At 55.0% G+C, this 15,491-nt stretch carries 9 protein-coding genes; 5 read left to right on the top strand and 4 right to left on the bottom strand.

All coding sequences use genetic code 11. The features are described 5' to 3' along the window. Together ACP5OT_RS01240 and ACP5OT_RS01235 are read right to left on the bottom strand one after the other, a co-directional pair. A partial coding sequence (locus tag ACP5OT_RS01240) for a Calx-beta domain-containing protein (RefSeq protein ID WP_428131106.1) occupies positions 1-4,275 on the bottom strand: 4,275 nt, incomplete at its 3' end. A gap of 112 nt (positions 4,276-4,387) precedes the next feature. Then, on the bottom strand, positions 4,388-6,646 hold the full coding sequence (locus tag ACP5OT_RS01235) for an ATP-binding protein (RefSeq protein ID WP_424675334.1): 2,259 nt from the start codon (positions 6,644-6,646) through the stop codon (positions 4,388-4,390). Between the two features lie 359 nt (positions 6,647-7,005). Here ACP5OT_RS01235 and ACP5OT_RS01230 point away from each other — a divergent pair, with 359 nt between their 5' ends. Then, positions 7,006-7,779 carry an MBL fold metallo-hydrolase gene (locus tag ACP5OT_RS01230; protein WP_428111931.1) on the top strand — a complete coding sequence of 258 codons (774 nt, stop codon included), beginning with the start codon at positions 7,006-7,008 and terminating at the stop codon, positions 7,777-7,779. Further along, positions 7,776-8,897: a glycosyltransferase family 4 protein gene (locus ACP5OT_RS01225; RefSeq protein ID WP_424675332.1), complete on the top strand. Its 1,122-nt coding sequence runs from the start codon at positions 7,776-7,778 to the stop codon at positions 8,895-8,897. Before ACP5OT_RS01230 ends, ACP5OT_RS01225 begins: the two co-directional genes overlap by 4 nt. Here the strand turns inward: ACP5OT_RS01225 and ACP5OT_RS01220 are convergent. Together ACP5OT_RS01220 and ACP5OT_RS01215 are read right to left on the bottom strand one after the other, a co-directional pair. Beyond that, positions 8,888-9,820, bottom strand: a complete 933-nt coding sequence (locus ACP5OT_RS01220) for a translation initiation factor eIF-2B (protein ID WP_424675331.1) — start codon at positions 9,818-9,820, stop codon at positions 8,888-8,890. The two genes, ACP5OT_RS01225 and ACP5OT_RS01220, sit on opposite strands and share 10 nt — an antisense overlap. Before the next feature lie 90 nt (positions 9,821-9,910). Further along, entirely contained in the window at positions 9,911-12,316 is a 2,406-nt protein-coding gene (locus ACP5OT_RS01215) for a hybrid sensor histidine kinase/response regulator (RefSeq protein ID WP_428131102.1), read from the bottom strand. 124 nt (positions 12,317-12,440) lie between these two features. Between ACP5OT_RS01215 and ACP5OT_RS01210 the strand changes: the two genes are divergently transcribed. From ACP5OT_RS01210 to ACP5OT_RS01200, 3 genes are all read left to right on the top strand, one after another. Further along, positions 12,441-13,415 carry a carbohydrate kinase family protein gene (locus ACP5OT_RS01210; protein WP_424675329.1) on the top strand — a complete coding sequence of 325 codons (975 nt, stop codon included), beginning with the start codon at positions 12,441-12,443 and terminating at the stop codon, positions 13,413-13,415. Positions 13,416-13,432: 17 nt separating this feature from the next. Beyond that, positions 13,433-14,287, top strand: a complete 855-nt coding sequence (locus ACP5OT_RS01205) for a BtpA/SgcQ family protein (RefSeq protein WP_428111938.1) — start codon at positions 13,433-13,435, stop codon at positions 14,285-14,287. 380 nt (positions 14,288-14,667) lie between these two features. Continuing rightward, entirely contained in the window at positions 14,668-15,456 is a 789-nt protein-coding gene (locus ACP5OT_RS01200) for a hypothetical protein (protein ID WP_428111941.1), read from the top strand. Positions 15,457-15,491 lie beyond the last annotated feature (35 nt).

Here is a 15,491-nt window from a genome sequence, read left to right as displayed (position 1 = left end):
GGTCGGCTGGCCGTTGAGGGTGACTTGCCCTTGACCGTCAATCGCTATCGTGACGTTGGCGGTCGGTTCGCTGGTCAAGGCGACGGTGTAGGTTTCAGCCGGCCCGCCCTCGGCCACCGTGAGCGCGGTGGGCGTGAGGACGATCCCGGCGTTGTCGTTCTCCAGAATGGTGACAGTGAGCGGTGCTGGCGCCAGAGCGGCGTAGATCGGGTCGCCGCCGCCAAAGGTATGCAGCAGGATGGCATCATAGCTGGAGCCGGTTGACGTCTCATCGATGAGATCATCAATCGCCTGCACACTGACCGTCTGCGGCGTATTCCAGTTGGCCGGCGTGAAGGTCAGGCTCAGGGTCGGCTGGCCGTTGAGGGTGACTTGCCCTTGACCGTCAATCGCTATCGTGACGTTGGCGGTCGGTTCGCTGGTCAAAGCGACGGTGTAGGTCGCCGCCGGACTACCCTCGGCAATGGTGAGAGCGGTCGGGGTGAGTATCACGCCAGCGCTCTCCGTTTCACTGATTGTTAATGTCAGCGGTGCCGGACTGAGCGCGTTGTACACCGGATCGGTTGAGGTAGCAGCGTGATCAAGAACCACAACATACGTACTGCCAACCGGTGATTCATCGATTTGATCATCGATGACGGTTAGAGTGACGGTTTGGTCAGTATTCCAGTTGGCCGGCGTGAAGGTCAGGGTCAGGGTTGGCTGACTGTTGAGAGTTACTTGCCCTTGGCCATCAACATTAACCGTCACATTAGCAGTCGGTTGGCTTCCCAATCGTAGATTATAGGTGACAGTATCACCCTCGTTAACGGTAAGACTGGCAGGGGTCAGAACGACTGCGGCAACATCATTTTCGATTATCGTGAGTGAAAGTGACGTTGTGGGCAACCCATTATAAACAGGATCAGCACCAGCAGTAATGTGGTTTAAGCTAACCAGATACGTTGAGCCGCTGACAGTCTCGTCGATGAGGTCATCAATCGCCTGCACGTTGACCGTCTGCGGCGTATTCCAGTTGGTCGGCGTAAAAGTCAAGGTCAGGGTCGGCTGGCCGTTGAGGGTGACTTGCCCCTGCCCATCAACGGTTACAGTCACGTTATCCAACGGTTGGGTAGCGAGGCGGACAGTGTAGTTCACCGCCGGGCCACCCTCGGCCACCGTCAGGCTGGTAGGGGTGAGAATGAGATTGGCGACATCATTCTCTTGCACGGTAACGCGGAGTAGCCGGTCGGCGAGGCCGTTGTACACCGGGTCGCCGGCGCTGGCAAGGTCGTGGCGCAGGTCTAACTCATACGTGCCGGTGAGGGTCTCGACCACCGCATCGTCTATCGCCTGTACACTGACCGTCTGCGGCGTATTCCAGTTGGCCGGCGTGAAGGTCAAGCTCAGGGTCGGCTGGCCGTTGAGCAACACTTGGCCGCTGCTGGGCACGAGCGGCGAGACGGCGCTGACGATGTCAGGCGTGATGGTCACGGTCACATTGGCAAGTGGTTGCGTGGCAAGGCGCGCGGTGTAGTTCACCGCCGGGCCACCCTCGGCCACCGTCAGGCTGGTAGGGGTGAGAATGAGATTGGCGACATCATTCTCTTGCACGGTGACGCGAAGCAGCCGGTCGGGGAGGCCGTTGTACACCGGGTCGCCGGTGCTGGCAAGGTCGTGGCGCAGGTCTAACTCATACGTGCCGGTGAGGGTCTCGACCACCGCATCGTCTATCGCCTGCACACTGACCGTCTGCGGCGTATTCCAGGTGGCCGGCGTGAAGGTGAGGGTAAGGGTCGGCTGCCCATTGAGCAGCAGTTGGCCGCTGCTGGGCACCAACGGCGAGACGGCGCTGACGATGTCAGGCGTGATGGTCACGGTCACATTGGCAAGTGGTCGCGTGGCGAGGCGGACAGTGTAGTTCACCGCCGGGCCACCCTCGGCCACCGTCAGGCTGGTAGGGGTGAGAATCAGGTTAGCGAAATCATTCTCGATGATCGTCACTGGTAATAACACCGGCGGCAGCGAATTATAAATCTCATCGCTAACGCTACTCGCGGTATGGCGCAGGTGGACGAGATATGTGGTTGCAGAATCGAACGTTTCGTCAACCTGATCGTCAATCACCTGCACAGTAACCGATTGCGGCGTATTCCAGTTGGCCGGTGTAAAGGTCAAGGTGAGGGTTGGCTGGCCGTTGAGCAACACTTGTCCGCTACCGGTAATCAGTGGTGAAGCTGGTGCGACGATTTCCGGTGTGATCTGTATTGTCACCGGCGCAATGGGCTGGCTGTTGAGGCGAACAGTATACGTATCGGTATCTCCCTCAGTGAGGGTCAGGTTACTCGATGACAGAACAATACCGGCCAGATCATTATCGATGACAGTGACATCCACATTCGCAGTTAGCCCATTGTAAAAAATATCGGTGCTACTGGCGACGTGGGCAATCTGCACGACCGTACTAATTCCCTCATCGATTAAATCATCGACGGCGCGGACCGTAACGGTTTGAACAACATTCCAATTTGCCGGTGTAAAGACCAACGTGATCGGAGCCGGCGTGGTTTGTCCATTAAGGAGTACTTGCACAGATGGGGTGATCGTAAGAGTAACATTCGCGGTAGGTTGGGTTGCCAGTCGTACCTGATACGTTGTTTCTGGACCACCTTCAGCGACCGTTATACTGAATGGTAAGGCAATAATGTTGGCGGTATCATTATCGGCGATCCGCACTGCCAGTGGAGACAAACTCAGACCTTGATAGAACGGATCGGTACTGGTACTCGTGTGGAACACTGTACCAGTATGTGGCGATGGTTCGGCCACCTGATCATCAATCGCTTGTACGATAACTGTCTGTGGCGTATCCCACGTAGCAGGCGTAAAGGTCAGCGTCGTCGGGTTCGTGGTCACCTGTACACCGCTAAGCGCAATAGTCACCGGGGCAATTGGCCGACTGCTCAAGCGGATGGTATACGTTCCATCAGGGCCACCTTCGCCGATATCGATCCGTGTCGGTTGCAAGACAATTCCTGCCTGATCGTTATCTTGCACCGTGATCGTATGCGCAGTTGGCTCACCAAGTATTGCATCGACTGGTGCGGTAAGGCGAATAACGATTGTTTCGTCTAGTTCAACTTGAGGATCATCGCTAAGCGGAACTAATAGGCGAACCGATCGAACACCGGCAGGTATCACGATTGTCCCATTGCGCAGTCCATGATCGGTGAGGTCTGCCGTACCGGTGACAGTATACGACACCCGCGCATCGACAGCCGAAATACGGCTTAGGCTAACGGTAATCGCAACGATTCCGTCTCCCTCCTCAGCAGTACTAGAAGCACCGGTAAAGCTTACTTCTGGGGGCAAGCTCGTATCGATAATGGTGACAGTGGCTGTACTGGGCAAGCCAATAAAACCACCCTCAGGATTGAATAAGCGTAACGTGAACGTTTCCGCCGGTTCATAGAGATCGTCAGCAATCATCGGGACGGTAAACATCTTTTGGCGCTCACCGACAGCGAACGTTAGTTGACCGGTGGTAGTTGTATAGTCACTGCCGGCTATGGCACTACCATTCACCGTCTCGTAGCGCACCCGTACCGTTTGCTCTGCAGGGGCGCCCAGTTGCACGGTTACGGTTAGCGTACCGGCATTTTCATTAACGCTCAGGTTTGCGTTGGCGAAGAAAAAGATCGATTCGCCTGGGCGCGGCGTTGGCGTACTCGTCGGTTGTGGTGTAGCAGTGCGGGTGGGAGTAGCGGTTAAAACCGGCGTAGCAGTCCGGGTAGGAGTTGCCGTCATCGACGGTGTAGCTGTCCGCGTCGGTGTCGCCGTGGCAGATGGCCGTAGTAGCGGTGATGTTGGCGATGGCGGTGGTGGCGATGGCGATGGTGTTTCTACCGTAGGAATAGTCGTTGGAGTCAGCGTTGCCGTCGGAATAGGCGTTGCGGTACGAAGCGGCGTCGCAGTGCGTATTGGTGTTGCCGTTGGTAGCACCGGCGGCGTTGCGGTTGGCGTCGCCGTTGGGGTTGGCGTCGCCGTTGGGGTTGGCGTCGCCGTTGGGGTTGGCGTCGCCGTTGGGGTTGGCGTCGCCGTGGGCACCTCGATAACTATCACCGGCGGTACTTCTTCCTCAGGTTCTGGTTCGGTACCGGGGGTACTGATCGGGGTTGGCGTCTCGTTAGGAGAAGCGATCGCTTCAGGATTCAGCGGAGGCAATTGCGGTCCACCGCTCCACAGGCTATAGTCAACCCGTCCACTGTTGCTAACATCACCGCGAAACCACTCCATGCGTGGCGCAACCTGATCGATCATCAGGTTGGCAACACAGGAGATCAGCAGAAACAGTAGCAACAGCGACGCGAGGAACAACCATAGCTGAGGTTGTTGTAGGCGCTCTCGGTCAAGCAGCCGATTCCACGCGGGCTGCCGGTTTTTCAGGACTGGCGGAATCATCGGCGTATCGCAAGGTAAAGAAAAATGTACTGCCCTGTCCCGGCGCGCTCTCTACTCCAATCGTGCCGCCTAAGCGTTCGACAAGCTGCTTAGCGATCGCTAAGCCAAGCCCGATCCCACGTTCGCTCGAGTTAATCCCTTCACTGGTACCTTCACCGCGAATAAAGCGCTCAAAGATCTGTTCGTGCATATGGGGCGGAATACCACGACCCGTATCGCTCACTTCGATCCGCATCATATCAGGTTGCGGAATGGCACGAATCGTAATGGTACCGGCACTTGTGTAGCGACGTGCATTATCGAGCAATTGGATCATAATAGTTCGCACATGATCAATATCGGCCAACACCGCGGGTAGCTTCTTGGGAATAGCGATTTCGAGCTGCAATCCTTTCGCCTTGATCTGTGATTGCACTTGCCAAACCGCATCTTCGATCGGGCGTCGCACTTCGATTGGTTCTAAATTGGATTTGAGCGAACCAGAGTCGAGATTAGCAATGGTAATAACATTACTAATCAAGTTAGTCATATTATTCGCATGCAACCGGATAGACTCGACAAAACTCTTTTGCTCTTCGTCGAGTGGACCGGCTAGCCCTCGCAGCAGCAGATCGGCATTACCACGAATCACCGTCAAAGGCGTGCGCAACTCATGCGAAATTGTACCAATGAAGTTCGTCTTTGCTCGGTCGACCATCACCTCCTCTGTGAGATCCTGTAAGACGGCCACATAGCCGAGCAACGTACCGTTTTCTTCCTTCACCGGAGCAACCGAGAGGCGAATAAATGCATCACCGAGCGCAAAGAGATCTTGCGCTCGTTGGTCACCAAAACCGGGAATACCTTCTTGCAGCGGTTGTAACGGCAGATCGCTCAGCCGTTTGGGAATGGGATTGTCGTCGGCCAACCCTAGTAAACGACGGGTAGCACGATTAATCGACCGAATCTCGCCATGAATGTCGGTAAAGATGATACCGTCGGTAATACTCTCAACAATGGCCGCACGCTGACCGGCTTCGGCGCGGACTTGGGCCAGCAGCTCGATCAGATATTCGGTCATGCGATTAAAATTATGGGCCAACACGCCGATCTCATTTTGGGTGGCCGTACTTAACTGAACCCGCCGCTGGAGATCACCGTTCACGATGGCATTTGCGGTATTGGTCAACTCTTCTAGTGGTCGGGTAATGCGTCTGGCGACCCATAGACCGAGGATAGCAATCCCGGCGCCCAGACCAAGGGTGATCATCAGCAACACCGGGCTAATATCTGCCCACGTCGTCAGGACCTCTTCACGTGCGCGGGCAGTTGCGAGGATGCCAACGCGACTACCGCGAATAGTGAACGGGACATAGGCAAATTGATACTCAGTACCATTGACGGTTTGAACGGTAAAGAGAGTCTGTCCAAACGGATCGGGATTAGCCTTAATGCGCACCACCTGATCGGCGTTTAGGGTGAGTGTTGGTGTGATATTTCCGAAGGTGCCGGTAATAACCTTACCGTTTTGGTCGTAGATAACTATGCCATCGAGACGGGCTTGTTGCACAATCGTAGTAAGTAATCCATCAAACCGGATCGCGACGATTAACCCGCCCACCACTTCGGTATCAACCCGAACAGGAGCAATCGTGGCAAGGTAGAGCGTTTGGGTATTGCTAAATTGGATCAAACCGGCGTATTTATCGCCGCGCGAATCGGACTCGCCGTTGAGGACTTTCGGTGTAAACCACGCACCACTCAGATCGAACGAATCGTGGGTAATATAGGTATCAGATGCCTGCGGCGGTCGCTCAAAATCGGCGATAGTGCGACCATCACGGCCAAAGGCAATCAGTCGATCAAGGCGGACATCACTCCGGCGTGTACCTTGCAGGAAGAATGGTTCAAGCGCGGTCCGCAAGCCAGCGACATCATTCGTGCGAAACGCCTCGGCGACGGCCGGTGCACCGATACTATCGTTGCGCTGAGCAAAAGCAACTTCGCGTAAAAAATCAAGATTGGCTTGTTCTTGAGCAAGAAATGCGTCGCTAACGGTACGAGTGGCGGCAGCCAACTCATTGTCAAAGCGATCTTGTTGCTGACGGGCGATAAAAAATGCGACGATCGACAGCCCTACCACTGCGACTACGATCGCAAGGATAAGGAAGGGGCCGATAATCTGATACTTGAGTTGCGTGCGCAACTCGCCAATCAGCCGTCGCATGACAGATCTCCTACTTGGAAGGTAACCGGTCAGCAATGATACGAATGGATACGAATGTGCGTTCCTAATTATTCTAGAGTATCACTGAGACTGAGATCGTTGACCGCATACCTTACCGTTTACCGATAGTATAAGACAGGTTGTGGTCATCGCGAATACATATTTGATGGCAAACAGTTAACAGTTTATTTATGATGAAAGGTGACATCATTTCTCCATAGGCGCTGGCGAGTAAATGATGAGCAAGCTGTAATCCTTTGATAAGTGTTACCATACCGACAACGACTAATCGCCAACAGCCATGCTATAATGCCGGTGTACATGTTGTTTCATCATTTATTCACCCCTGTACGGACGTTATGCAGGTACGTTTTCTCGGCACCGGTACCTCGATGGGCGTTCCCGTTATCGGCTGCAATTGCCCGATCTGCACCTCATCCGATCCACGTCACCACCGTTTGCGTACTTCGGCGCTTGTTCGCAGTCATGGTCTCACCATTTTAATTGACGCCGGACCAGACTTTCGGTTGCAGGCGCTTGCTGCCGGGTTATGTCGGATCGATGCAGTCCTGCTTACCCATGCCCATTTCGATCATGTGGCCGGTCTCGATGATTTACGGCCGCTTTGTCTACGCCAAGGAACGGTGCCGATCTACGGTAGCCCGCAAACACTCGCCGATGTGCGTCGACGTTTCGCCTACGCATTTGATGAGAGTTCGTCAGGTTCGTCACGTCCGGCAATTACGCTACATCCGGTTGAAGCGCCATTCCAGCTTGGCGCGCTGACCATCGTACCGATCGCAATTCCTCACGGCACGTGGACGATTACCGCCTACCGCATCGGCCCATTAGGGTATGTTACCGATGCGAGTGCAGTACCACCGGATGCGGTCACTACCCTACGAGGGGTGCAGGTGTTGGTACTAAATGCCTTGCGTGTTGAACCGCACCCAACCCATCTCTCGATTGCCGAAGCGGCGGAAGTGGCAACAGCCATAGGCGCACCTCGTACCTTTCTCGTTCACATGACCCATACCGTCGATTATCGGGCTGACTACGGGTTACCGCCTGAGGTGACATTTGCCTACGATGGCCTTGAGGTCGAAATCGAAACACCGTCGAGTTGCCCATGATCCGTTTTGCCATCGATGCCCGTCTCAATGCGTACCGGCAGGGTGGTATTGCTCATTACACGCAGAGCCTCGTGCGAGCTATGGCGCCACTGCTGGCCGATGAGGAAGAGCTGCTCGTCCTTGAACACGTCCGTGCGCGTATGCCACCGGTAGATGGTCTACGGCGTAGTCGGTTGCTCACGCCGCCTCACCATCGGTTTGAGCAACTCAGTTTGCCGGTAGAAGTGTGGTTACGCCGACCGATGCTCTTGCATAGCCCCGATTTTATACCACCGCTCGTACATGCATGGCGGACGGTCATCACGATCCACGATCTGGCGTTCCTCTATTTTCCCGAGATCCTCGACCGTGCTGCTCGGCGGTATTATGGCCGTATCTATCAGGCAGTAGCCGGTGCCGATGCGATTATTGCGGTGTCACAGGCGACTCGTGATGATATTGTCGAACGACTAGGTGTGCCACCGGAGCGAGTAACGGTCATTTATGAGGCAGCCGATGATGATTTTCGACCTTTGACTATACCCGCCGGTACGGCCCGCATCATCGACGGTCAAACATTAATCGCCGACACGTTTCTGCTCTTCGTCAGTACCATCGAGCCGCGAAAAAACATTCCCACCTTGCTGCAAGCGTTACGGATCTGTTGCGATCGGCGCCCATCGGCGGGCTACCGGCTGGTTTTGGCCGGTGCGCGTGGTTGGCTTGATGAACCGATTTTGGCGCAGATCGGTGAGTTAGGTTTGAGTGATCGGGTAATCCGCATCGGCTTTGTGGGCAGGGAGGATCTACGCTGGCTGTATGCTGCTTGTCGAATCTATCTCAATCCATCGCGATACGAAGGATTTGGCTTGCCGGCGCTCGAGGCATTGGCCTGCGGAGCACCGGCCATTGTGTCTGACACCAGCAGCCTACCGGAGGTCGTCGGTGATGCAGCATGGTTAGCGCCACCACTCGACCCCTTGGCTTGGGCCGATCTTATCGAGCAGCTCTGGCACGATGAGGCAGCACGGGCCGACCTCAGCAGCCGCGGCCCGCGACAGGCAGCCCGTTTCTCGTGGCAGACAACCGCGCAACAGACCCTGGCGCTTTACCGGCGATGTATCAGGCATCACGAGTGAGGCTCATCCAGACCGTTGCGAAGCAACGGATGGAGATGCGTTGCCGCCAACCACGCTTCAATCCCAACCGGCGGTGCAATCCCTCGTTCAGAAATAATACCGGTGAGGAGATCGAGCGGCGTGCGGTCACAGTACGCTGTATGTACAGTAATACCTGGTGGTACTTCGGTCCACAACTGCTTGATCGACTGGATTGATTGAGTCGGCAAACGATACCCCGATGGTAAAAGCTTTTCGCTCGAACAGAGCGTATAGATGGGGACACCGGCAGCTTGTGCGGCGAGTGCCAGAGGATAGGTACCGACGCGATTGATCAACCCGTCGCTACTAATGAGATCTGCACCGACCAGCACAAGATTGCATTGTGCGACCTGCGTCGCTGCTGAGGCATCGGCGATTAACGTCGTATGAATGCCACTGGCGGCCAGCTCGCCGGCCAGCATGCGCCCTTCGCCGAGTGGGCGGCTCTCGGTGCAAATCACGCGCGGTCGTCGTCCGGCGCGGTGGGCATGGCGCAAAGCAGCGCGAACCGTCGTACTACGCCCGATGGTCAAAATCCGCGCTTCCTCACCGATTAACCGCAGCGTCGTTTCCGCGATGGCTGCTTCGTGGACGTGCAAGCGACGGCGAAAATCGTTGGTCGTCTCGTCAACCAGCCGGATTGCGCTTTCACTATCTCCCGCCTCTTCAAGTCGCCAGAGTAAACTGTTGACGAGATTCACCAGCGGTGCCACCGTCGGATGACTACGCATCAATGCCCGCCCGACGGTCAGCACCTCGTGTTGTACATCAACGCGACCGCTCATCGGCCGACTGCGGACAGCGCGGGCCAACACCTCAGCGCATTTTTTAGCAATCTCCACCGCACCTGAGACCGTATCGGCCGCAATCGCGGCAACGGACTGGGCGATAAATGGATCCATGGTTATTCCTGTGCCAGTATTCAAGCCATGGCTCAGGCCGGCCTCATTGCCGGCTTACCCTCCACTGGGTTGATCTTACCATAGCATATGTTAGACGTGTTCGGATGAATTGATCATTCGTTTGGGAGGGAGATTACGCAACAGTTCGGTCAGTTGGAGAATGGAGAAAGGCTTACTCAGGAGCCGATCTTGCAATTGCTCTTTCTGCTGCGGTTTGAGAGAATTGAGTGTATCGCCACTGATGAAAATGATCCGCTCGGCAAGATGCGGATGGATCTGACTAATCGCATCTTTGAGTTCAAAACCGCTCTTCCTCGGCATGCGGACATCGGTAATGACGAGATCGTATGGATGAAGGGCTAATTCGTTCAGTGCCGTATCGACATCACCGACAGTCGTTACCTCGTGGCCGAGTTCTTTGAGTAGACGGTCTAGCATCTGGCGGACCGACTCTTCATCATCAACGACCAGTACGCGCTGCAACGGGCCGCTCTCGGTCAGCTCCGGTGGTGGTGGTTCTTCTAGTATCTCATCGTGGGTTTCGATCAGTGGCAAGCGAATAAAGATCCGAGTCCCTACACCTTCACGGCTTTCAGCCCAGATCTGGCCTTGATGCTCTTTGATAATTCCGTAACAGATTGAGAGGCCTAAACCGGTACCCTGACCAACCGGTTTCGTGGTAAAAAACGGATTAAAGATTTTATCGAGATACTGAGCCGGGATACCGATGCCGGTATCAGCGACGACAATCTCAATTTGGGGACCATCGGTCGTATCACAGAGGGCAGTGCGGATGGTCAGCGTACCCCCACCACGTTCGATCATTGCTTGGCGGGCATTCGTAATCAGGTTCAGGAGCACCTGTTGCAACTGATGAGGGTCGGCTACCGTCTTGGGCAACTGCGGATCGAGTTCGAGTTGCACGGTAATATTATCGACCCGTAGTTGATAGACTTGCAAGGCCAACGCACGCTGGACCACATCGTTAATTTGCACAACCGACCGTTCTGGCTTATGCTCGCGGGCAAACATCAGCAGGTTGCGCACGATCCGACCGGCCCGATCAGCCTGCTGATGGATTTGTTCGAGATCGCTACGGGTATCTTCATCGAGGGCACGTTTACGCAACAACAACTGGGCATAGCCCGAGATACTGGTGAGGGGGTTATTCAGCTCATGCGCTACACCAGCGACCAACTGGCCCAACGCCGAAAGTTTATCTGACTGGATCAATTGTTGTTCAAGACGCCGTCGTTCGGTGAGATCGCGACCGATACACGCAATCATCACCTGATCATCAACTGCGAGGCGTTGGGCACTCATCTCGACAATGGCGAATTCGTTGGAGGGGCGTTGAAATGAGACGGTGAAGGGTAGCGATTGCTGACCGGCAGTCACTCGTTGTAGAGCTTGGGCGATGGTTGGCCATTCTGTCGGCAGGCACCACCGTTGCAAGGGCTGACCGATCAACTCATCGAGCGTGACATTCAGAATCTGGGCGCCGCTCTGATTACTACTCACGATACGCCAATCGGTATCGAGCATCAGTATCATATCGGAGGCATTGGCAAAGATAGTGCGATAACGAGCCTCACTACTGCGGACTGCTTGATAAAGGCGTGCATTTTCAATGGCGATAGCCGCGTAATCGGCCAATGCAGAGAGGAGCGATTGATCACTTTCGCTAAATGCTCGACCGGTGCGCCGATTATTGACGGCCAACACGCCGATCACCCGATCGCCAAGCTGCAACGGTACCTGTAATGTCGCTTGGACGGTGACGGACGGCATAATCGTGATCGGCTCGCCGGTAACGGCGCCACTCAGACGTAACGCTTTACCGCTGCGTATCACCTGTCCAGCCAGTGCAGTGTTCAGATGGAGATTATCAGGTGGTTGGACCGCAAGATTACGCCATGCGCGGAGGAGTAAGCGATCCTCCTGTGCGGCGCGTTCAAACAAGATGCCTTCCTCTGCTTGAGTCACATAGACTGCCGCTTCAACAATCCGATCTAACAACTGGCGTTGATCCATCAACGTGGTGACCGATTTACCGACACGGGTCAAGACGGTCAATTCCTGTACACGTTGTTGCAAAAGCGACAGGAGCCGGTCGCGTTCACGTTGCAACCGGCGTTCACGTAATGCCTGATCGATAACCTCACGGGCTTCGGCATCCGAAAACGGTTTGATCAAGTAGTTGCGGGCACCGAGACGAAACGCTTCAACGGCGATCATCTCAGAGCCGTGCGCAGTCATAAGAATAACCGGGACATCAATACCTTCTTGTGTTAAGATACGCAAGAAGTCAAGCCCGTTCATATCGGGCAATTGCAGATCGAGTAAGATGAGATCAGGCTGGCGTGCTCGTAACCGATCCAGACCACTCTTACCGGTCAGAGCGATCGTGGCTCGGTATCCCAACTCAGGGAGAACACTACTGGCCAACATGCGGCCAACTTGTTCACTATCATCAATAACAAGGATCTCTTCCATAATGGAGAGCCCAATCTGTATTCTAGGAAGGAAGTTGCTGGGGTTGTTGACGGCAGTGTCTTGCCAGCTCTATTGTAGAATTGTACACGTAAGCGCCATCAGCTGCAACATGTAAAGGATAACCATGGATGTGGATACGCGGCGAGTGGTAACGACCCTGGGCGACATCAATGTCGATCTCGGTTTTATGTTGCCGCACTTTCCCCGCGAAGGTGATGACAACCCAGCCACGACGGTACATTGGGGTGGAGGTGGTTCTGGATTAAATATGGCCGTTGCCGTGGGCCGGTTAGGGGCGACACCATATGTAATCGGTCGGGTTGGGAATGATCTCGCCGGATCATTTGTGTTGCAAACTGCGCGTGCGCATGGAGTACAGGTGAGTGCGGTGCAGGTCGATCCGGTTGCAGCAACCGGCCTGTGCGGAATTGTTGTCACCCCGAATGGTCAGCGAAGTTTTATGAGTTTTCGGGGGGCAAATATCTATTGTGACGCTTCGACGGTCACGTCGTCCCTTATCCGGTCGAGTCGTATCCTGTTGGTAGGAGCCCATGCACTGCTTGATGATCCGCAGCGATCGGCTGCATTGCACGCAATGGAGCTAGCGATTGAGCAGGGATGTGCGATTGCGCTTGATCTCTGCTTGCCGGCAGTACGGATGGCACGACGCTTGATCGTGCGACTCCTACCGCAGTTGTGGTTGCTCACGATGAATGAAGATGAGTTACGAGCACTGTTGCCGGGACAAAACATACCTCAGGCAATCGATAGCCTGATAGGATCGGGGGTGCGCCATGTAGCGATCAAGCGAGGTGCACAGGGGTGTAGTGTTGCCAGTGTTGATGGTGGGCGGCTCGATGTGTTACCGCCGGCAGTAACCGTAGTAGATACAACAGCCTGTGGTGATGCGTTCAGTGCCGCCTACGCTTGGGCATTGGCGCACGGGCTTGATCTCTCGGAGAGTGCTACCATTGCCAATCTGATGGGGGCATTAACGGCAACACGCCACGGAGCAGTTGAAGCCATTCCTAAGAGTGACGACATTCGCAGTCGGCTCAGTACGGCGATCAACGAACGACTTTGGCCGGCTAATAGGTGAGGAAGAGGAGATACGCAATGCCGCCGCTTTGGAAAGAACAGCTCGACCGGTTGCGTCTGCGCGATTTACGCGAGATCTTTCGTACCGCAAAACCGGTGATTGGGATGGTGCATTGTTGGCCGTTGCCCGGCGCACCCGGTTACACCGGTTATGGAATGCAGACAATTATCGATCATGCAATTCGCGATGCCGAAGCCTTGGCTGAAGGTGGCTGCGATGGTTTGATCGTCGAAAATATGTGGGATATTCCCTTCCGCGCCGGCCCCCACGTACAACCTGAAAGTATTGCCGCCCAGGCTGTGGTGGCGTATGCCGTTCGGCAGGCAGTGCCAGAGTTACCGCTAGGGCTTAATCTGGTGCATAATGGTGGCGTAGCGCTTTTGGCAATGGCCATTGCGGCCGGCGCCAGCTTCATTCGCGTTTGTATGTTTACCGGCGCTGGAGTGTGGGATGCCGGAAGTTGGGATGAAGGTTGTGCAGCCGATCTGATGCGTCGTCGCAAGGAGTTACACGCCGAATCGATCAAGATCTTTGCCGATGTTGATAAAAAACATTCAGTGCGCTTTCCCGGCATCGATCTGGCGACACATATCGAATGGACGCGCTTTTTTGGCGCCGATGCGCTGATCATTTCTGGCCGGATGACCGGCGATGCGCCCGATTTAGCGAAGGTTGAGCAAGCACGGTCGTTAGCCGGCGATACGCCGATCTTACTCGGTAGCGGTACGAATGAGCAGAACATTGCTGCCTTTATGCGCATTGCCAATGGCGTGATTGTGGGGAGTAGTATTAAACAAGATGGCGAAATTACGAATCCCGTCGATGTCAATCGGGTGCGACGATTTGTGATGGCAGCCCGGAGCGCTGATTAGTACTTTTAGGTTACTTGAAAATAGTACCAGGTTGACCCTGTAATAGGACTATCACGCTATTGTGGACAGACCGGGCAGCGGGTATAGTTATTCCTGGACGGTGCGTTGAAGTTGATATTTGATTAGCCGTCCAACGTCCAGACTGCTAAAACGACTTTACGAGAGTACAACTGCCATCGAACCAACGTCACAGCTAGCATCTGACCTTCATCGTAGCCGACATCGCAGCACCGATCTTTCCCGCAGTTGATCGTATTGTTGTAGAAGCCTTCATCTTACAGTACGTTGTTAAGTAACTTCCATCAGCAGTCTGAACTACCTCAACACCCCGCCGTTGCGCGGGGTGTTGATTTTTATCGGCGAGGTGCAAGGAGAACGGTATGACGGTTGTATTGGCCGCAACCCATCATGATCCGGATGGACGGCTCTATCCGCAGATGGTACGAGTCTTTCCGACGTTGCAGCAGTATTTCGACGGTATCGCGATTTTGTTGACGCCAACGAGTGCTACCGAGACCCAGGCATGGTTGGCCCGATCCGAGGTGGCACTGCATGTTGCACCATCGGATGCGCCGATTGGCCATCGCCATCTTGGTCGGTGGCGGCGGGGGGCAGTGCAGACGGCGTTAACGACCTTTGCCAACGCAGAGTGGCTCCTTTTCTGCGATCTTGATCGTGTCTTGCATTGGGCCGAGTACTGGCCGGATGAGTTGGCAGTGACGTTAGCTGCGCTACCGGAGGCTGATCTGACAGTACTGGGACGGACAGCGCGTGCGTTCTATAGTCATCCGCGGGCACAGGTGCTACCGGAGACGATTGTGAATGAGGTCTTTGCCCGCATGACGGGTTTGACGTGGGATGTAATGGCGGCGGCACGCGGTTTGTCACGGCGGGCAGCCGATCTGATCGTTACGGCCAGCCGCGATGATAGTATTGGCGCCGATTGCACGTGGTTGCTGTTAGCGCAGCGAGCCGGTTTGCAGCTTGCGTATCGGGAAACGGAGGGCTTAGAATTCGAGACCCTCGATCGGTATCAAGATGAAGTCACCACCTTGGGAGGGCCACAAGCGTGGCTAGATCGCTTTGATGCCAACCTCAATAACTGGTTGCTACGCCTTGAACTTACCTACACAGTGGTAGAGTCATGTCGGCAGCAGATGAACGAATAAGTTGGGGAAGGAAAGCGAACAGGAAGGAACAAGTT

Source organism: Chloroflexus sp., assembly GCF_049970315.1.
Taxonomy (GTDB): Bacteria; Chloroflexota; Chloroflexia; order Chloroflexales; family Chloroflexaceae; genus Chloroflexus.
Note: the sequence above shows the minus strand (reverse complement) of the source record. Positions and strands in the feature narration are given on the sequence as shown.

What these genes read in the sequence shown, in the direction of transcription:
- ACP5OT_RS01215 (WP_428131102.1), bottom strand. Translation starts at nt 12,316, where the DNA reads ATGGAAGAGATCCTTGTTATTGATGATAGTGAACAAGTTGGCCGCATG.
- ACP5OT_RS01235 (WP_424675334.1), bottom strand. Translation starts at nt 6,646, where the DNA reads ATGCGACGGCTGATTGGCGAGTTGCGCACGCAACTCAAGTATCAGATT.
- ACP5OT_RS01225 (WP_424675332.1), top strand. Translation starts at nt 7,776, where the DNA reads ATGATCCGTTTTGCCATCGATGCCCGTCTCAATGCGTACCGGCAGGGT.
- ACP5OT_RS01230 (WP_428111931.1), top strand. Translation starts at nt 7,006, where the DNA reads ATGCAGGTACGTTTTCTCGGCACCGGTACCTCGATGGGCGTTCCCGTT.
- ACP5OT_RS01200 (WP_428111941.1), top strand. Translation starts at nt 14,668, where the DNA reads ATGACGGTTGTATTGGCCGCAACCCATCATGATCCGGATGGACGGCTC.
- ACP5OT_RS01205 (WP_428111938.1), top strand. Translation starts at nt 13,433, where the DNA reads ATGCCGCCGCTTTGGAAAGAACAGCTCGACCGGTTGCGTCTGCGCGAT.
- ACP5OT_RS01210 (WP_424675329.1), top strand. Translation starts at nt 12,441, where the DNA reads ATGGATGTGGATACGCGGCGAGTGGTAACGACCCTGGGCGACATCAAT.
- ACP5OT_RS01220 (WP_424675331.1), bottom strand. Translation starts at nt 9,820, where the DNA reads ATGGATCCATTTATCGCCCAGTCCGTTGCCGCGATTGCGGCCGATACG.